Source organism: Chloroflexota bacterium, from assembly GCA_026706485.1.
Taxonomy (GTDB): domain Bacteria; phylum Chloroflexota; class UBA11872; order UBA11872; family UBA11872; genus JAJECS01.
Genome location: JAPOYR010000007.1, coordinates 1 through 16810 on the forward strand (window position 1 = coordinate 1; position 16810 = coordinate 16810).

The following is a 16810-nucleotide window of genomic DNA, read 5'->3' on the forward strand; positions in this document are numbered from 1 at the left end:
TGGCCCGCTCGACGAAGAGGGAGTAGAGGTTGATGTCGCCGCCGCCGAGCAGGGGGTATTGACCGGAGGCGCGGATCAGCTTGCCCAGGGTGTCGGCGCGGTGCTTGGCGGCGTCGTAGGCAGCGACGAGGGTGGCGGGCGGATGACCCCCTCCCCAGCCCTCCCCCTTCCAGGTGGAGGGAGCCGGAATCGAGGTGGAGGGGGCCGAACTGGCCTGGTCGCGGAGGTGCTGGATGGCGGCTTTGCGGGCGGCGGCGGTGGGGGCGCGGGCGATGGCGGGGTCGCGGGTGGCGAACCACTCGACTTCTTGCAGCTTGATGCGATCCCAGGGGGGATTGCCGATCACGGCGTCGAATCCGCCTTCGGGGCGAAGGCTCTGCCAGTTGCTCCAGACGCCGGGGAAGGCGGCCTCCCAGTGCAGAAAGTCCTCGCGGTCGGCGATGGCCCGAGACTGCGTCCAGCGGTCCGTGAACTCGCGCCAGATTTCGTCCTGGGTGATGGACCCGTCCGCGGCGTCCGGACCGCGGGCCAGCAGGTCGAAGGCGATGCTCGACTCGCGCCCCAGGGTCTCGACCACCGCGCCCTCGAGGGAGGCCTGGGCGCACCGCCTCAGACCTGCCGTCTGCCAGCGCAGGCCGGCGAGGAAGTCCAGCACGCCGCGCAGTTTCGCCGTGGCTTGCTCGACGCCCTCGAACAACCCGGCCGATTGCTTCACCTCGGCCACGTCGGCGTCGGAGAGCCGCTCGATGCGCTGCATGCCGGCCGTGGCGGCCTCGGCCCCGGCGATGGCGCTGCTGGCGCTGAGTCCGCCCAGCTGGTCGAAGTCCTGGCGCGCGTCCAGCACCCGCAGGCCCAGCAGCGAGTCGCCGCAGCGCAGATGGTGGTCCAGGAACGATAGCGGCGCGCCGACGGTGAAGCTGTGCAGCCAGAGCGACACCTTGGCTAGCTCGACGGTCAGCGGGTTCTTGTCCACGCCGTAGATGCAGCGCTTGAGCACCATGCGGCGGATGATGGTCTGGTCGCTCAGCTGCGCCTCGTCCATGACCCAGTTGGCGTCCCGCGCGCGCTGCAGGAGGTCGTCCCGAATCCGCGCTACGCGCTCCAGCAACGGCGACTCGTAGGCGTCGTCGCCGTCCAGCCATTCCGGCACCGCCGGGGCGTACTCGATGAGGTCCGCGACGTAGTCGGCCAGAAAGTCGACGGCGGTGACGAGGAAGTGTCCGCTGCCCATGGCCGGGTCGAGCACCTTTAGCTCCAGCACCGCCTGGGCCGGGTCCAGCCGCTGAAGCTCGGCCAGCCGCTGGCACTTGGGACGGCGGTCGCTCGCGAGCTCGCGCGCCCTGTGCTCGAACGCCGAGAGCCGCTCTTCCGCCAGCGGCTTGAGCGTCTGGTCCAGGATCAGGTCGACCAACTCCTGCGGCGTGTAGAAGCTGCCGCTGTCCTTGCGCGCGTAGGGATTGAGGCGGGTCTCGATTTCGCCCCGGCTGTTGCGCACCGGCTCCCGCTCCAGAAGGCGCTCATAGATCGAGCCGAGCTGCTGCACCGACATGTCGCGGTAGTTGACGAACTGCCGGCGTCCGTCGATCTCGGCGTGACTCAGGTCGTGGACGATGGGGGCGAAGGCCGCGTCGGACAGCCGCACGGCGTCCAGCAACGGCGCGGCGTCGGCGGCGAACAGGCCGCCGTTGTAGGGCGGGAGTCCGATGGAGTCGTCGCCGGTGTCGATCAGCCCGGCCAGCGTCATTACGCGGTCGTAGTAGTTGCCGGCGCGGGACGAGAAGGTATCGCCGTCATCCATGCGGCGGGCGATGTCGTCGCGGACGCGCTTGCGCAGCCCGTAGTCGTCGTAGCGCGAGTCGTTGACCGGCAACAGGCCGCGGTCCTCGGCGTAGAGCACGAAGAGCAGCCGATAGAGCAGCACCAGCGCCGCCTGCCGCGCGTCGGGCAGGCTCGCGCCGCCAGCGTCCAACAACGCCGCGATGAGGTTGGGAAAGGCGCGCTCGAACACCACGCCCGACAGGTCCTGCGCCACCTGCTGCTCGTAGCGCCGTCCTTCGGCCAGCGCGGTTTCGAGGAAGGTGGTGGTGGCGCCGGGTCGGAGCACGAAGGACCGGCGCCGGAACAGCAGGAAGAAGGTGCGGAGGCTGTCGGCGGCGGAGGGGACCCCCTCACCCCAACCCTCTCCCCCAGGAGAGGGAGCCGGAGGACCCCCTCCCCAGCCCTCCCCCTTCCAGGTGGAGGGGGCCGAAGTCGCGTCCGTTCGCCCTGAGCTTGTCGAAGGGTGTGGTTCGACAGGCTCACCACGAACGGGGGAGGGCGGACCGCTGCCGGCGATGAGCGCGGCGAGGTCGGCTTCGAAGTAGCCGGTGGCGCGGGGACGCGCCCGCTGGTCGTAGAGCCGCCAGACGCCGCCGTCGGTGAGGATGCCCCAGCGCAGTCGACCGTCCGTGATGTCGTTGGCGGTGCGCAGATAGCGGAGTATCTGCCCGTGGGGCGTGCCGGTGCGCGCACGGCCGCTTACCTCGCGCGCGTCGAGCTGTCGTCCGAAGCGCTTGCTCTCGGCCACGACCGCGGCATCGAGGAAGCGTTCGTCGGGGATTACGCGAGCCGCGGCGCGCGCCTTTGCGTCCGCATCAGCGAACAGCAAGTGATCGGGAATGTCTTCGTTTCGCGTCGTGCCCTGCTGCGGTAGGTAATCGGCCCAGCCCAGGAGCTCCAGGAGAGGTCGGATCAGCTCCTGTTCGGTCTCGGATTCGTTGGGTTGGTCGAAGCGACTGAAATCGGCGAACAGGCGGCGGGCGCCGTCCCGAAATCTGTGGAAGGCATCCGGATGGGCGAATGTGGCGTCCCAGTCCCCGGTGGCCTTGATGCCGTCGGTGAGGAAGTACTGGGTAAAGAGTTGGCCTTGCACGTCAGTTGGTCAGTGTGGCACGGGGTGGGCGGTGGAGGGGCGGGCTCGGTACCCCCGTTCATGGTTCGACAGGCTCACCACGAACGGGGGTGGGCTCGTAGCAAACGAGCGCATGCGCGAGTGGGTCGAGACGCGCGGTGTAGGCGTGGCGAGGGCTACGCCTGTGCTACAGCGGCAGCAATCTGCTTGGCGAGTTCAATTGCGTGTTTCGCGTCGTTGACGTTCGGCTCGTGAGCGCCCTCGGTTGGATAGCGCGTGATCGCCGAATATTCGTTCAAGATTTCGGCCGCCGGCCTGAGGTCCGCAAAGGCCGGATTCAGGCCAGTGCACAGCCGGATGAGGTAGGGCAGGTCGTGGACAAGGCGAAACGGGACGTCGTGAGCGACCAGATAGCCCTTGAGGTACTTCTCCGCGCATTGCTGGGCGTGGAAGCAGGCCGCGGCCCGCAGCGGCCGGTCGGGCCCGAGTGCACGGCGAGCAATCTCCAAGTCCTCGTCGGCTTTGGCGAACCAGGCCTGTTCAGGCGGCGTGGCGGTCATAGAGGACTTCGGAGTCTTCCAGCATGCGGCTGATCATGGAGTTGGGGTCCCGGCGGTATTTGGCGATCACGTCGGCCGAGCGGATCAGGACATCGACCGGCAGAACGAAGTGGTCGGCGATGGCGAGGCGGATGGGGTTGCCGCGGCGGGGTGGTTCGACGCCAGGGCGCAGGACGACCAGCAGGTCCAGGTCGCTGTTCTCGTCGACTTCGCCACGGGCGCAACTGCCGAACATGATGATTTGCTCCGGCTCGAAGCGCTCCACGATCAGCCGCGTGATGGCCTCGATGGTTTCGCGGTTCAGAGGGTCTTCAACGATGCGCATGGGTGGCTAAGTGGCCCTTCGGGTGTCGATGATCCCGTTTGCCAGGGCGTTCATGTAGGCAAGGATAGGGTGTTTGGGCCCTACCGGGCGTCGAACCGGGCCGCGTTGTCGCGGCGACAAGGTCGGCGGTCGCCGTTTCGGGCCCGATCCGGAAGCCGGGGGCCGTTCATGGTTCGACGGGCTCACCACGAACGATGGCGGGCTCATGGCGAACGCGGCCGGGGTCGGGCATCTGAGACTCCTCGCTGCGCTCGGAGTGACAGGGTGGGCGCTCGGGGTGACAGGTGTGGGCGCCCTCACCTCCGTATCGGGTACGGGGCAGACTCTGACCCCCTCCCCTTTCCAGGTGGAGGGGGCCGGAGTCGAGGGAGAGGGCTGGCCCGCGGAGGGGCGACGCATGCGTCGCCCCTCCACCGGACGGCTCCGGGCGCGCCTGGCGTGGTGGGGGGCGGGGCGAATCGGTAGCATGGGCGTTCGGGGCCCGTGTCTGCGGCCTGATTTCTTTCTCGGTGAGCTAACTCGTGCGGCTGCGACGCGATATGGCGGCGATTCACGGATACGTGCCGGGCTTGCAGCCTGGCGACGGCGGCTGGATCAAGCTCAATACGAATGAGAGTCCCGAGGCCTCGCCGGCGGCGGTGGCCGCCCTGCGCGAGGCGGCCGGCGCGTCGATCCGGCTTTACCCCGATCCGATCAGCCGCGAGCTGCGGGATGCCGCCGCGCGCCGCCATGGCGTGCAGCCCGAGCAGGTGGTCTTCGGGAACGGCTCGGACGATCTGCTCAACCTGCTGATCCGCGTGGCGTGCGATCCGGGCGACCGGGTCGTCGCGGCGACGCCGAGCTATTCGCTCTATCCGGTGCTGGCCGCGATTGGCGGCTGCGACATTCGCGAGGTGCCGCTGGGCGACGACTTCGCGTTGCCGGTGCGCCAGCTGGCCGCCGCGCGCGGCAAGATCACCTTCGTCGCCAGTCCCAACAACCCCGCCGGCACCCACTACGAGGCGGACGACCTGCGCTGGCTGGCGTCCCGCGTCAATCTGCTCGTGATCGACGAGGCGTACGTCGAGTTCGCCGACCGGGACAACGTGGACCTGCTGCGCGAGTGCGACAACGTCTGCGTCACGCGCTCGTTCTCCAAGAGCTTCGGCCTGGCGGGATTGCGGCTTGGCTACGCGGTGGCGAGCCCGGAGCTTGCCGACGCGCTGCTGCGGGTGAAGGACTCCTACAACGTCAGCCGCCTGGCGCAGGCCGCCGGGCTGGCGGCCCTGGGCGACCTCGATTGGGCGGAGCGTCACTGGTCCGCGATCCGTTGCCGCCGCGACGCGCTGGCGGCGACGTTACAGGAGCGATTCGGGCTCAAGTGCCACCCGTCCCAGGCAAACTTCGTATTTGTCGAGCTTGACGGGTACGATGCCGCGGATGTTCAGCGCCAGCTCGAAGATCGCCGCATTGTGGTCCGGCGTTTTGCCGGCGATCCGCGCATCGCGAATGCGCTTCGGATCTCCATCGGCTCGGCGGAAGACATGCAGTTGTTCATGGCCGCGTTCGGCGACGTGCTCGGGCACGAGGCCGGCGCGGCGCAATCTTGTGACACCGATCCAGGGTGACATGGCCCACCGCCGGTGGGCGTCGAGGGGGGTTTAGGTCTTGGAAGGTCTAGTGTGGGTCGTCCCGGCGGCCATCGTGGTTTCCGTCGCCGTGGTCGGATACCTCGTCCGTGATGTTTTGACGCGGCCGATCGACCGGAGCGGTCGCAGCGCCGAATTGATTCCGGCGGTCCAGGGGTTGGACGACGCGGAGCGGAGCCGTCTGTTCGCGTCCATGCAGCTCAACGGCGACCGCATCTATGAAGGCGCGACGGCCTTCCTGCGGCGGCAGTACCGCACCATCGCGTTCCTCGCGCTCTTCGCGGCTGCCGGGTTGTCGGTGCTGCTGTTCTTCTTTGGCGCCAACGAGGCGAAGGGCATCGAGGCGGGCGACATTGCCTGGCGCACCGGGGTTTCGTTCCTAGTGGGCGCCGCCGCCTCCGCGCTCTCCGGCATCATCGGCATGATCGTGGCGGTCAAGTCCAACGTGCGGACCGCCAGTGCGGCCACCAAGTCGCTGGGCGACGCCCTGACGGTGGCCCTTCGGGGCGGCGCCGTTTCCGGAATTCTCATCGTCGGCCTGAGCCTGCTGGGCGTGTTCGTGCTCTTCGCCCTGTTCGATGGCTTCGGCAATCCCACACGGGCCCCTGAGCTGATCGTCGGCTTCGGGTTCGGCGCCAGCTTCGTGGCGCTGTTCGCGCAGCTGGGCGGCGGCATCTACACCAAGGCCGCCGACGTGGGCGCGGATCTGGTGGGCAAGGTCGAGGCCGGTCTGCCCGAGGACGACCCGCGAAACCCCGCAGTGGTGGCCGACCTGGTCGGGGACAACGTGGGCGACTGCGCCGGACGTGGCGCGGACCTGTTCGAATCGACCGCCGCCGAGAGCATCGGCGCGATGATCCTGGGTGTGGCCGTGTTCAAGGCCATCGAGGCCGCGGCTCCGGGCACAGCGGGCGTCGAGTGGATCCTGTTTCCGCTGGTGGTGCGCTCATTCGGCACCATCGCTTCGGTCATCGGTCTGCTCGTGATCCGGCCCGAGCAAGTGCGCGACGCGCAGAAAGCGCTCGACATCGGCTATTGGACCACCGCGCTGTTTTCGGTTGTTGGAATGGCGATTGCGGTGTTCGTGATGCTGGAATCCGCCTGGTTCTTCCTGTCGGGAGTCATCGGCATTCTGACGAGCGTGGCATTCGTCTACATCACGCAGTACTACACCGCGGGCACGTGGCGCCCGGTCCGTGAGATTGCCGAGGCGTCTCGCACCGGTCCCGCCACCAACATCATTTCGGGAATGGCGCTCGGCTTGGAGAACACGGCCGCGCCGATCATCGTCATCTCGATTGCCCTTTGGACCTCGTTCCACACGGGCGTCGAGGGCTTCGCAGCGCTTGGAATCCCGATCGGCACCTTCGAGGCCGGCGTTTTCGGTACCGCTGTCGCCACCATGGGCATGCTCATGAGCGCGGCCTACATTCTGGCCATGGACACCTTTGGTCCGATCTCGGACAACGCGGGCGGCATTACCGAGATGGCCGAGGCACCCGAGGACGTGCGGGACATCACCGACGGCCTGGACGCGGTCGGCAACACGACCAAGGCGCTGACCAAGGGCTACGCCATCGCCTCGGCGGCGCTGGCCGCGTTCCTACTGTTCAGCGCCTACCTGGAAACGGCCGACCTCCACAGCGTCGACCTGGCCAAAGTCGAAGTCTTCATCGGCGCCATGCTGGGCGCCATGCTGGTGTTCCTGTTCAGCTCGTTGGCCATCCGCGCCGTCGGTCGCGCCGCGAGCACGATGATCCAGGAAGTCCGGCGGCAGTGGCGCGAGAACCCGGGCATCCTCGAGGGGACCGTCGAGCCCAGCTACAGCCAGGCGGTTGACATCAGCACGCGCTCGGCGCTGCGGGAGATGATTCTGCCGGGCCTGCTGGCCGTCCTGATGCCGGTCGTCGTGGGCCTGGTGCTGCGCGCCGAGGCCGAAGCCGCGTTTCTGATGGTGGGAACCATCGCGGGCGTGCTGCTGGCCACGGTGATGAACAACGGCGGCGGCGCCTGGGACAACGCGAAGAAGTTCATCGAGGCCGGAAATCTCAAGGACGAGGACGGCAACCCGATTGGCAAGGGAACCGAGGAGCACGCCGCGTCCGTGGTCGGCGACACCGTTGGCGACCCGTTCAAGGACACGGCGGGTCCATCGCTGCACGTGCTGGTGAAGCTGCTCAGCACGATCACCCTGGTTCTGGCGCCGGTCTTTGTCGTGACCGCCTAAACCGGGGCGGTGCTGTTCGAGGCGGCTCTGTTGGGCGCCGTGCAGGCGCTCACGGAGTTTCTGCCCGTGAGCAGTTCGGCGCACCTGTTGCTGGTGCCCGAGTTCGCCGGGTGGACCGACCCGTTTCTGTCGGGCCTGATGCTCAGCGTGGCTTTGCATCTGGGCACCGCGCTGGCGCTGGCCGTGGCGCTGTGGCGCGACTGGTGGCGGCTGACGCTCGGTGTCGTCGGTCGCGGCGACGACCCGGCCGTGTCGCGCCGTGTGGCGGCGGGCATCGCGGGGTCGACGGTGCTCGTCGGCGCGGTGGCCTATCCGCTGCACGGCGCGCTGACGGAGACACGAACGCTGCTGTTCGCGTCGATCATGCTCATCGCGTTCGGCGTGCTGCTGGCGGCCATCGATCGCTGGGCGCCCACTCGCACCACCTTCGAGAGCACCCGCCTGCCCATATGGCTGCTCGTCGGTCTGAGCCAGGTCGTGGCGCTGATTCCCGGCGTCTCGCGTTCCGGGATCACCATGACCGTAGCGCGTGCCCTGGGTGTGAGGCGGCGCGCCGGCGCGCGCTTCTCGCTGCTGCTGCTGACGCCCATCGTGCTCGCTATCGGAATCGCGGAACTCTCCGCCGCCGCCGGTACGGAGGCCTTCGAGTCGGTTGCGGGCGCGCTGGCGATCGGTGCGCTCGCGGCGGGATTAGTCGGGGTGGCCGTCATCCGGGTCTTGCTCTGGTTCGTGGCCACCCACAGCCTGCTTGTCTTCGGCGCATATCGGGTTGCACTTGGCGTGGCCGCGCTGGTGGTTCTTGCCGTGCAGCCGTGAATGCGCCCGTATAATCGCGTTTAGCCACCTGAGGCACCGCGTGATGCGCCTGGGACTTCTCAACGCCACCGGCTATACCGGCGGCGAGATGATCCGCTATCTGGCCAGCCACCCCGACCTGGAACTGACGAGCCTGACGGCACGCAGTCAGGCCGGCAGCACCGTGGGCGACGTGTTGCCCTGGGTCCGGGCCACGGCGCGGCCCGACTACGCCGACCTGCGGCTCACGCCGGAGCTGGACGGGTCGGTGGATGCCGTCGTGTCGTGCCTGCCGCACAGCGCGTCCGCGGCGCAGCTGGCGCCGCTGCTCGACGACGGGGTGCCGGTGGTGGACGTCAGCGCCGACTTCCGACTGCATGACCTGGCGGTCTATCGCCAGTGGTATGGCGAGCACCCGGCGGCGGAGTGGATCGCCGACGCGGTCTACGGCCTCACCGAGTTCCGGCGTGACGAACTGCGGCACACCAAGCTGGTGGCCAATCCTGGGTGCCACGCCATCGCGGCGGAGCTGGCCGTCGGTCCGGCATTGGCGGCGGGCCTTGTCGAGCCGTCCGTGATCGTGGACTCGAAGACCGGCATCTCGGGCGCCGGCCGTAGCGCCGGAACCAAGTTCACCTACTCCGAGATCAACGAGAGTGCGGCGCCCTATAACGTCGCCGCCCACCGCCACGGCCCGGAGATCGCGCAGGAGCTGACCACGCTCGCGGGGACGCCGGTGCAGGTCACGTTCGTTCCGCACCTGGTGCCCATGACGCGCGGGATTCTCTCGACGAGCTACGCGCGGCTGCGTGACGGGGCGACGGGCGCGGATGTCGATGCGGCGTACGAGGACCGATACGGCGGCGAGCCGTTCGTGCACCTGGCCGACGAGCCGCCCCGCACCAAGTGGACCACCGGCACGAACCATTGCTTCGTGCAGGCGGTGGCCGACGAGGCCACGGGCACCCTGATCGCGATGAGCGCCATCGACAACCTGGGCAAGGGCGCGGCCGGCGCCGCGCTGCAGAACGCCAACCTGATGCTGGGCCTCGACGAGCAGGTGGGACTCGGCATCCCGGCGGGCTATCCGTAGATGGGCGCCAATCCCGAAACGCTTGACGGATTCGCGGTGATTCCCGGCGGCGTGGTGGCGTCGCGCGGATTCAAGGCCGGGTCGATCGCCGCCGGCATCAAGGCCAGCGGCGCTCTGGATCTTGGGGGCATCTTCAGCACCGTCGCCCCCTGCACGGTGGCCGCCACGTTCACCACCAACCGCGTGACGGCCGCCAACGTGGAGATCAACCGCGCCCGGGTCGCCGGCGGCCAGGCGCGGGGCGTGGTGTTCAACAGCGGCAACGCCAACACCTACACGGGCGCCGAGGGGCGCGCCGACGCGATGCGCATGGCGGAGCTGTTCGCCGAGCGTCAGGACGTTGCACCCGAGGAAATCCTGATGGCGTCCACCGGCGTCATTGGATTTCGACTGCCGATGGATCGCGTGGCCGACGGCATCCGGCGGCTCGAGCTGACCTCGGTCGACGGGATCGACGTCGCCACGGCGATGATGACCACCGACGCCTACCCCAAGACGATCGCGGTGGAGGTGCCGCTCTCGATCGGGACCGTGCGCATCGGCGGCGCCGCCAAGGGCGCCGGCATGATCCACCCCAACATGGCCACCATGCACTCGTTCGTCACGACCGACGCCGCCCTGGACGCCTCGTTCGCCCTCAGCGCCCTGCGCGCGGCGGTTGACGATTCCTTCAACGTGATTTCCATCGACGGCGATCAGTCCACGAGCGACACCGTGCTGATGTTCGCCAACGGCGCGAGCGAAACGCCCAAGCCAGAGGGGGCCGACGCCGAGACGTTCGGTCGCGCGCTTCGGGCGGTTTGCCAGCATCTGGCGCGGGAAATCGTGCGGAACGGCGAGGGAGTCACCAAGCTGGTCACGATCGAGGTCCGGGGCGCGGTGGACGCCACCGACGCGCGGCGCGCCGGGCGCGGGATTTCCACCTCGCTGCTGGTCAAGACGGCGGTGTTCGGCGGCGACCCCAACTGGGGACGCGTCGTCGCCGCGCTCGGGAATAGCGGGGCCGAGTTCGATCCCGAAGCCCTGGACATTTGGATCGGGGACACCTGCACCGTCGAGGATGGGCGCATCCAGGACTACCACGAGCCGGACGTTGCCGCGCACCTGCGCCAGTCGGAATGCCGCATTGCGGTCGATCTGCACGCGGGACCGGCCAGCGCCACGGCCTGGACCGGCGATCTCTCGCACGACTACGTCACCATCAACGCGGAGTACATGACCTAGCTCGTGGCCGCATCCTCGGACTCAGGCATGGACGATTTCCGGGGACGCTACGTCGTGCTCAAGGTCGGCGGCACGGCGGACGTTGAACGTGGGCGGATTGGCGCCGACGTCCGGGACCTGGTCGCGGCGGGCGCGCGGGTCGCGATTGCCCACGGCGGCGGCGACGCGTTGAGCGACTACTTGGCGAAACGGGGAGAAACCGCGACCTGGATCGACGGCTTGCGGGTGACATCCGCGGCCACCCGCGACGCCGCCGTGACGGTCTTTCGCGGCATGGTGGCCCCGGCGCTGATCGGTGAGCTTGTGGCCAACGGCGTGTCGGCCGTCGGCATCGCCGGCAATGACGGCGATGTGATCCGAGTCGAGCAGCAGCTTCCCGCGCTGGGCTACGTGGGCAGGGTGCGCGAGGTGCGGCGCGGATTGCTGGACGACCTCACCGCGCGCGGACACGTGCCGACGATCGCGCCGCTGGGGCTGGGGCCGGACGGCGAGCTTTTCAACGTGAACGGCGACGAGATCGCCGGGGCCGTGGCGCGTGCGGTTCGAGCGGACGCCCTGCTGTTCCTGACCGACGTGCCGGCGGTTCTCGATGCCGATGGCGAGCCGATCCGCGACCTGCCGGCTGGTCGCGCCGTCGATCTGATCGCCGACGGAGTGATCCGCGACGGCATGGTGCCCAAGGTCCGCGCGGCGATGGACTTGCTGGACGCGGTCGCCGCCGTCTGGATCACCGACGGCCGGCAGCCCCACGCCATTCGGCAGACCCTGGTCGAGAGCGCCGTGGGCACGCGCATCGTTGCCTGACGCGCATGGTTGGGCGCGCCATATAATTCCTGCCAACCCGCACGGCTAGAGTTCATCCATGACCCAATCAGCGACGGACTGGCAGGCACGCGAAGCCCAGGTCTATCACCAGACGTTCGCCCGCGCTCCGGTCACCCTGGTGCGGGGCAGCGGCATGCAGGTGTGGGATGACGCCGGCAACGAATACCTGGACTTCGCCGCTGGCATCGCGGTGAACGCCCTCGGCCACGCAAATCCCGATATCGCCGATGCCGTGGCGGAGCAGGCGCGCACCCTGGTTCAGGTGTCCAACCTCTTCTACACCACGCCCCAGGTCGAGCTGGGCGAGCGGCTGACCGGTCACTCGGCGCTGGATCGGGTGTTTTTCGTCAACAGCGGCGGCGAGGCCACCGAGACCTGCGTCAAGATTGCGCGCAAGTGGGGCCGGCAAAACCGCGACGGCGCGACCGGTGTGATCACGACGCTGCGCGGCTTTCACGGCCGCTCGCTGGCCATGACCGCCGCCACCGGCACGCCGGCCTATCACGAGCCATTCGAGCCGATGCCGGCCGGATTCACCCACGTGCCCTATAACGACCTGGACGCGGTGCGCGACGCTATCGACGACTCCACCGCCGCGGTGATGCTGGAGCTCATTCAGGCCGAGGGCGGCGTGTGGGTGGCGGACACGGAGTACGTGACCGGACTCCGCGAACTCTGCGACGAGCACGGCATCCTGCTGATTCTGGACGAGGTGCAAACTGGCATCGGGCGCACCGGCAAGCTGTTCGCCTACGAGCACTTTGGCGTCACGCCCGACCTGATGGCCCTGGCCAAAGGGCTAGGCGGCGGGCTGCCCATTGGCGCCGCGCTGAGTACCGAGCGGTGCAGTGTGCTGCGGCCGGGCGACCACGGCTCGACGTTCAGCGGCAACCCGCTCGTCTGCGCCGGCGCCCGCGTGGTGTTCGATCACGTCACGGCTCCGGGATTCCTCGACGAAGTGGCGCGCAAGGGCGACCATGCCGCCGCCGAGTTGCGGCGCCTGGGCCGCGAGACCGGCGAGATTACGGACGTGCGTGGGCTTGGGCTGCTGGTGGGGTTCGATCTCACGGGCCCCGAGCGCGCCGACCACGTGATTGCCTACGCGCGCGATCACGGCGTGTTGCTGATCAAGGCCGCCGCAGCGACGATCCGCCTGGTGCCGGCGTTGACCATCAGCGACGCCGAGTTGGACACGGGCCTTGAAGTCATTGGCACGGCGCTGCGCGCCTAGCGCGGGGCGCCGGACCCCGCGCGCGGGCTGAGATCGCCGGCATGTGGGGCGGGCGCTTCGAGTCGGAGCCCGCCGACGCGGCGCGAGCGTTCACCCGCTCGTTTCCCTGGGACCAGCGGCTCTACCGCGAGGACATTGTCGCCAGCCGGGCCCACGCCGCCATGCTCGGCGCGCGGGGCATCATCGATGCGTCCGACGCCGAGGCGCTGACCGGCGGGCTGGACCGGCTGCTCCAGGAACTCGACGAGGCCGGCGGCCCCGTCGACGCCGGCGACGAGGACATTCACAGCTTCGTGGAGCGCGTCCTCATCGAGCGGCTCGGGGATCCCGGTCGCCGTCTGCACACCGCCCGCAGCCGCAACGACCAGGTCGCCACCGACATGCGGCTCTACGTGAAGGGCTTGACGCTTCGGATCGGGCGCGCGCTGGCGGACCTGATGGCCGCGCTGGTCGACCGCGCCGAGCCGGACACGGTCGCGCCCGGATTCACTCATCTTCAATCCGGGCAGCCGGTCACCCTGGGGCACTACCTGCTCGCGATTCACGAGATGCTCAGCCGCGACCTCGACGGCTGCTACCAGGTCTTCGCCCTGGCCGATGTCTGCCCGCTCGGGAGCGGCGCGCTGGCGGGCGTGCCCTATGACATCGATCGCGAGCAGGCGGCGCATGCCCTGCATTTCAGCCAGATCTCGCGCAACAGCATGGACGCCGTGGCCGACCGGGACTATCTGCTGGGGCTGCTCAATCTCGGCGTGGGCATCCTGCTGCACCTGTCGCGATGGGCCGAGGACCTGGTGGTTTGGGCCTCGCCCGGCTACGCGATGGTCGAGTTCGACGACGCCTACGCCACCGGCAGCAGCATCATGCCGCAGAAGAAGAACCCCGATATCGCCGAGCTCGTTCGCGGGCGCGCGGGCACGGCGCTGGGGATTGCGTCGGGCATGGCCGCCACGGTCAAGGGGGTGCCGCTCACGTATGGCCTGGACCTCCAGGAGGACAAGCAGGCCCTGTTTCGCATGGAGGACCTGGTGCTCCCCACGCTGGAGATCATGTGCCAGGCCTTCGCCACGCTGCGGTTCAATCGCGAACGCATGGCGCAGATGGCGACGGCTGGTCATGCCACGGCGACCGAGATCGCCGACTACCTCGTCGAGCAAGGCGCGCCGTTTCGCGAGGCCCACGAGATCGCGGGCCGCGTCGTCTCCGCGGCGATCACCGCCGGCGTCGAACTGCACGAACTCACCGATGACCAGCTTCGCGCGATCGACCCGCGACTTGGCCCCGAGCTGCGGAAACGACTCACCGCGGAGAGCTCGGTCGCGCGACGCGACGTGCCGGGCGGCACCGCGCCGCGCCGGGTGAGCCTGGCCATCGACGACGCGCGGCGGCGCATCGAGCTCGAGCGCGGCCGCCTGCGGGAACTCACCGCCAGCGGACTGCCCGCCGCGCTGGCGCCCCGGAACTAGGCCGGGCCGGGCGGTTATTCTCGCTGCTACCCTTGCCTGCCTACTACGCGCGGGAGTCGGCTAGTGGCCACCCTGGTCTTTAAGTTCGGCGGAACGTCCGTGGCGACGCGTGAGCGCATCGCCGCCGTGGCCGAGCGCGTGGCCGACGCCGCGGCGGGCGGGGACCGCCTGGCCGTGGTCGTCTCGGCTCGCGGCGACGCCACCGATAGACTCATCGAGGAGGCCGAGCACACCGTCCCGCGTCCTCGTGCGCGCGAGTTGGACATGCTGATGTCCACCGGTGAAACAGCCTCGGCCGCCCTCGTCGCGATGGCGGTGAGCGCGCACGGTCCGGAGGCCGTGGCGCTGAGCGGAATCCAAGCCGGAGTCGTCACCGACGGCGTGTATGGCCGCGGCCGCATCGACCGACTTGACCCGTCCCGCGTGCGGAGCGAGATGGATGCGGGCCGGATTCCGATCATCGCCGGGTTTCAGGGACTCGGACCGGGCGGCGACATGGTCACGCTGGGTCGCGGAGCGTCGGACACGACGGCGGTTTCGCTGGCCGCAGCCCTGCGCGCCGACCGCTGCGACATCTTCACCGACGTCGAGGGCGTCTACACCGCCGACCCGCGGTGCGTGCCGCAGGCGCACAAGCTGGACGCCATTGGCTACGGCGAGATGCTGGAGATGGCGCAGCTTGGCGCCAAGGTCATGCAGCACCGCTCGGTGGGCATTGCCCAGCGCTTCCGGCTGCCGGTCGTGGTACGTTCCAGTTTCGTCGATTCACCGGGGACGTCCATGATGGCGGCTGAAGCTGTCGAGATCGAAAGCGTCGCGCTGGTCCGCGGCGTGGCCCACGACACCGACGTGGCGCGCATCACCGTGCGAGCCGTGCGCGACCGACCGGGACTGGCGCACGGCATTTTTCAACCTCTGGCCGATCACGGCATCAACATCGACGTCATCGTCCAGAATTTGTCCGAGGCCGGGACGACCGATATCTCGTTCACCGTGAGCAAGGCCGACATGGCCGCGGCGGTTGACCTGGTGCGGCCGATTGCCGCCGAAATTGGGGCGGGGGACGTCTCGGCCGACGCCAGCCTGGGCAAGGTCGGGATTGTCGGCGTCGGCATTCAGAGCACGCCCGGAATTGCCGCCCGCGCCTTCGGCGCCCTCGCCGACGCCGGCATCAACATCCTGGGCATCACGACCAGCGAGATCCGCATCACCTGCCTCGTCGCCGAAACCGAGGTCGAGCACGCGGCGCGCACCCTGCACACGGCGTTTGGGCTGGATGCGGACTCGGCGCAGTGAGGCGTGAGCTACACAGCCGGCGCGGAGGTCATTGGTAAACTCGGGCCGACTCGCGCGGGAGGCGGCGCGGTCGCTTACGGGACAGGCGCGACATGGTCGAAATGATGGTTGACAGCGTGCGCGTCAACCTGGTCAGTCCGAGCCGGGTGGTCGTCCTCAAGGAGTGCGACGGCGCTCGCTACCTGGCCATCATGATCGGCACCGCCGAGGCGGACGCCATTGCCGTCAAGCTGCAGGATCGGCAGGTCCAGCGTCCGCTCACCCATGATCTGCTGCGCTCGCTGGTCGACACGGTTGGTGCCGGCGTGCAGCACGTCTCGATCACCAAGATGGTCGATCAGATCTACTACGCCAACATCGCCATGACCTTCAACGGCCGGCAGCTGGAGGTCGACTGCCGGCCCAGCGACGCCATTGCGCTCGCGGTGCGCGTGAGCGTGCCGATCCTCGTCGACGAGGAGGTCCTCGGCCAGGCCGGGTTCGAGGCCGACCAGGAGCAGGAGGACACCGAGTCCACCGACGGCGACGCGGAACCGGTCTCGGAGGAGAAGCTCGAGGTCTTCCGCAAGTTCATCGACCAACTCGACCTCGACGACTTCGGCCGGTCCTAGCCCCCGCGCCGACAACTGAGACCATTGAACACAGGAGTGAGGGCGACGCATGCGTCGCCCCTACGCATGGGGTCACGGGTTGAGCGGCCGCTGAATCGCCGCCTTCCGAGACCTTTGCAGAATCCAGCCGGGCTTGGGGATGACCGGGCGCATCCTGTCCGATCCCAGGTTCAACGAATGGTGGATTCCCGCCTTCGCGGGAATGACGAAGGGTTACGCAAAGGTCTCCCCGTATCCCGTACGGGGCAGGCTCCCCGTCGGAATGACTGAGGGCCTACGCCTCCCGGTGCAGGGGGCCGCCGGGCGCGAACTGGCCGCCTTCGGGCAATGGCAGGCGCTGCACGCGCTGGCGGAAGGTGCCCTCGCCCTTGGTCAGTTCGTGCGGATCCCAGCCCTGTTTCTCCAGTTCGGCCAGCACGTAGGTGCGATCGAACAGCTCGCCAGTGGACGGGTCGCGCAGCTCGTGCGACCAATGGAGCATGTGCTTGGGGAACTCGAAATACCCTTCGCTCTCGCGCCGCGGCACGCGCAGTCGCAGCTCGGAGACTCGGATGTGGCGGCGGGCAGCGTCAGACATGGGCAGTGATTCTCGCGGGGACCCTCGCGGTCAGTGGCAATTCTGTTGACCGGTGCGGGAGT

At 68.8% G+C, this 16810-nt stretch carries 14 protein-coding genes; 10 read left to right on the forward strand and 4 right to left on the reverse strand.

Annotated features, from left to right (window positions below):
- From OXG79_05645 to OXG79_05655, 3 genes are all read right to left on the reverse strand, one after another.
- On the reverse strand, positions 1-2911 hold a 2911-nt coding region (locus OXG79_05645), incomplete at its 3' end, for a restriction endonuclease (GenBank protein ID MCY3783251.1).
- A gap of 155 nt (positions 2912-3066) precedes the next feature.
- Positions 3067-3450 carry a HEPN domain-containing protein gene (locus OXG79_05650; GenBank protein MCY3783252.1) on the reverse strand — a complete coding sequence of 128 codons (384 nt, stop codon included), beginning with the start codon at positions 3448-3450 and terminating at the stop codon, positions 3067-3069.
- Positions 3431-3775 carry a nucleotidyltransferase domain-containing protein gene (locus OXG79_05655; GenBank protein ID MCY3783253.1) on the reverse strand — a complete coding sequence of 115 codons (345 nt, stop codon included), beginning with the start codon at positions 3773-3775 and terminating at the stop codon, positions 3431-3433. The genes OXG79_05650 and OXG79_05655 overlap by 20 nt, the downstream gene beginning before the upstream one ends.
- Positions 3776-4296: 521 nt before the next feature.
- On the opposite strand from OXG79_05655, the gene hisC reads away from it, so the two are divergent.
- The 10 genes from hisC to OXG79_05705 all read left to right on the forward strand — a co-directional run bounded on the left by hisC (position 4297) and on the right by OXG79_05705 (position 16171).
- Positions 4297-5382, forward strand: a complete 1086-nt coding sequence (gene hisC, locus OXG79_05660) for a histidinol-phosphate transaminase (protein ID MCY3783254.1) — start codon at positions 4297-4299, stop codon at positions 5380-5382.
- Between the two features lie 52 nt (positions 5383-5434).
- Positions 5435-7630, forward strand: coding sequence for a sodium-translocating pyrophosphatase (locus OXG79_05665; protein MCY3783255.1), 2196 nt, complete (start codon positions 5435-5437; stop codon positions 7628-7630).
- A gap of 9 nt (positions 7631-7639) precedes the next feature.
- Positions 7640-8446, forward strand: coding sequence for an undecaprenyl-diphosphate phosphatase (locus tag OXG79_05670; protein MCY3783256.1), 807 nt, complete (start codon positions 7640-7642; stop codon positions 8444-8446).
- 43 nt (positions 8447-8489) lie between these two features.
- Positions 8490-9518, forward strand: a complete 1029-nt coding sequence (gene argC, locus OXG79_05675; protein ID MCY3783257.1) for an N-acetyl-gamma-glutamyl-phosphate reductase — start codon at positions 8490-8492, stop codon at positions 9516-9518.
- Complete coding sequence (gene argJ / locus OXG79_05680) at positions 9519-10742, forward strand: bifunctional glutamate N-acetyltransferase/amino-acid acetyltransferase ArgJ (protein MCY3783258.1); 1224 nt, start codon at positions 9519-9521, stop codon at positions 10740-10742.
- A gap of 3 nt (positions 10743-10745) precedes the next feature.
- Complete coding sequence (gene argB, locus OXG79_05685) at positions 10746-11546, forward strand: acetylglutamate kinase (protein ID MCY3783259.1); 801 nt, start codon at positions 10746-10748, stop codon at positions 11544-11546.
- Between the two features lie 58 nt (positions 11547-11604).
- On the forward strand, positions 11605-12798 hold the full coding sequence (locus OXG79_05690) for an aspartate aminotransferase family protein (GenBank protein ID MCY3783260.1): 1194 nt from the start codon (positions 11605-11607) through the stop codon (positions 12796-12798).
- A 41-nt stretch (positions 12799-12839) separates the two neighbouring features.
- On the forward strand, positions 12840-14264 hold the full coding sequence (gene argH, locus OXG79_05695; GenBank protein ID MCY3783261.1) for an argininosuccinate lyase: 1425 nt from the start codon (positions 12840-12842) through the stop codon (positions 14262-14264).
- Between the two features lie 63 nt (positions 14265-14327).
- Positions 14328-15560 carry an aspartate kinase gene (locus OXG79_05700; protein MCY3783262.1) on the forward strand — a complete coding sequence of 411 codons (1233 nt, stop codon included), beginning with the start codon at positions 14328-14330 and terminating at the stop codon, positions 15558-15560.
- Positions 15561-15652: 92 nt separating this feature from the next.
- Positions 15653-16171: a bifunctional nuclease family protein gene (locus OXG79_05705; GenBank protein MCY3783263.1), complete on the forward strand. Its 519-nt coding sequence runs from the start codon at positions 15653-15655 to the stop codon at positions 16169-16171.
- A 274-nt stretch (positions 16172-16445) separates the two neighbouring features.
- On the opposite strand, the gene OXG79_05710 is transcribed toward OXG79_05705, so the two are convergent.
- Entirely contained in the window at positions 16446-16748 is a 303-nt protein-coding gene (locus OXG79_05710) for a hypothetical protein (protein ID MCY3783264.1), read from the reverse strand.
- Between the last annotated feature and the right edge of the window lie 62 nt (positions 16749-16810).

Excerpts from the sequence above, each read along its gene's own strand:
- OXG79_05650 (MCY3783252.1), bottom strand. The coding sequence starts at position 3,450 with ATGACCGCCACGCCGCCTGAACAGGCCTGGTTCGCCAAAGCCGACGAG.
- OXG79_05655 (MCY3783253.1), bottom strand. The coding sequence starts at position 3,775 with ATGCGCATCGTTGAAGACCCTCTGAACCGCGAAACCATCGAGGCCATC.
- argC (MCY3783257.1), top strand. The coding sequence starts at position 8,490 with ATGCGCCTGGGACTTCTCAACGCCACCGGCTATACCGGCGGCGAGATG.
- argJ (MCY3783258.1), top strand. The coding sequence starts at position 9,519 with ATGGGCGCCAATCCCGAAACGCTTGACGGATTCGCGGTGATTCCCGGC.
- OXG79_05690 (MCY3783260.1), top strand. The coding sequence starts at position 11,605 with ATGACCCAATCAGCGACGGACTGGCAGGCACGCGAAGCCCAGGTCTAT.
- argH (MCY3783261.1), top strand. The coding sequence starts at position 12,840 with ATGTGGGGCGGGCGCTTCGAGTCGGAGCCCGCCGACGCGGCGCGAGCG.
- OXG79_05705 (MCY3783263.1), top strand. The coding sequence starts at position 15,653 with ATGGTCGAAATGATGGTTGACAGCGTGCGCGTCAACCTGGTCAGTCCG.
- OXG79_05710 (MCY3783264.1), bottom strand. The coding sequence starts at position 16,748 with ATGTCTGACGCTGCCCGCCGCCACATCCGAGTCTCCGAGCTGCGACTG.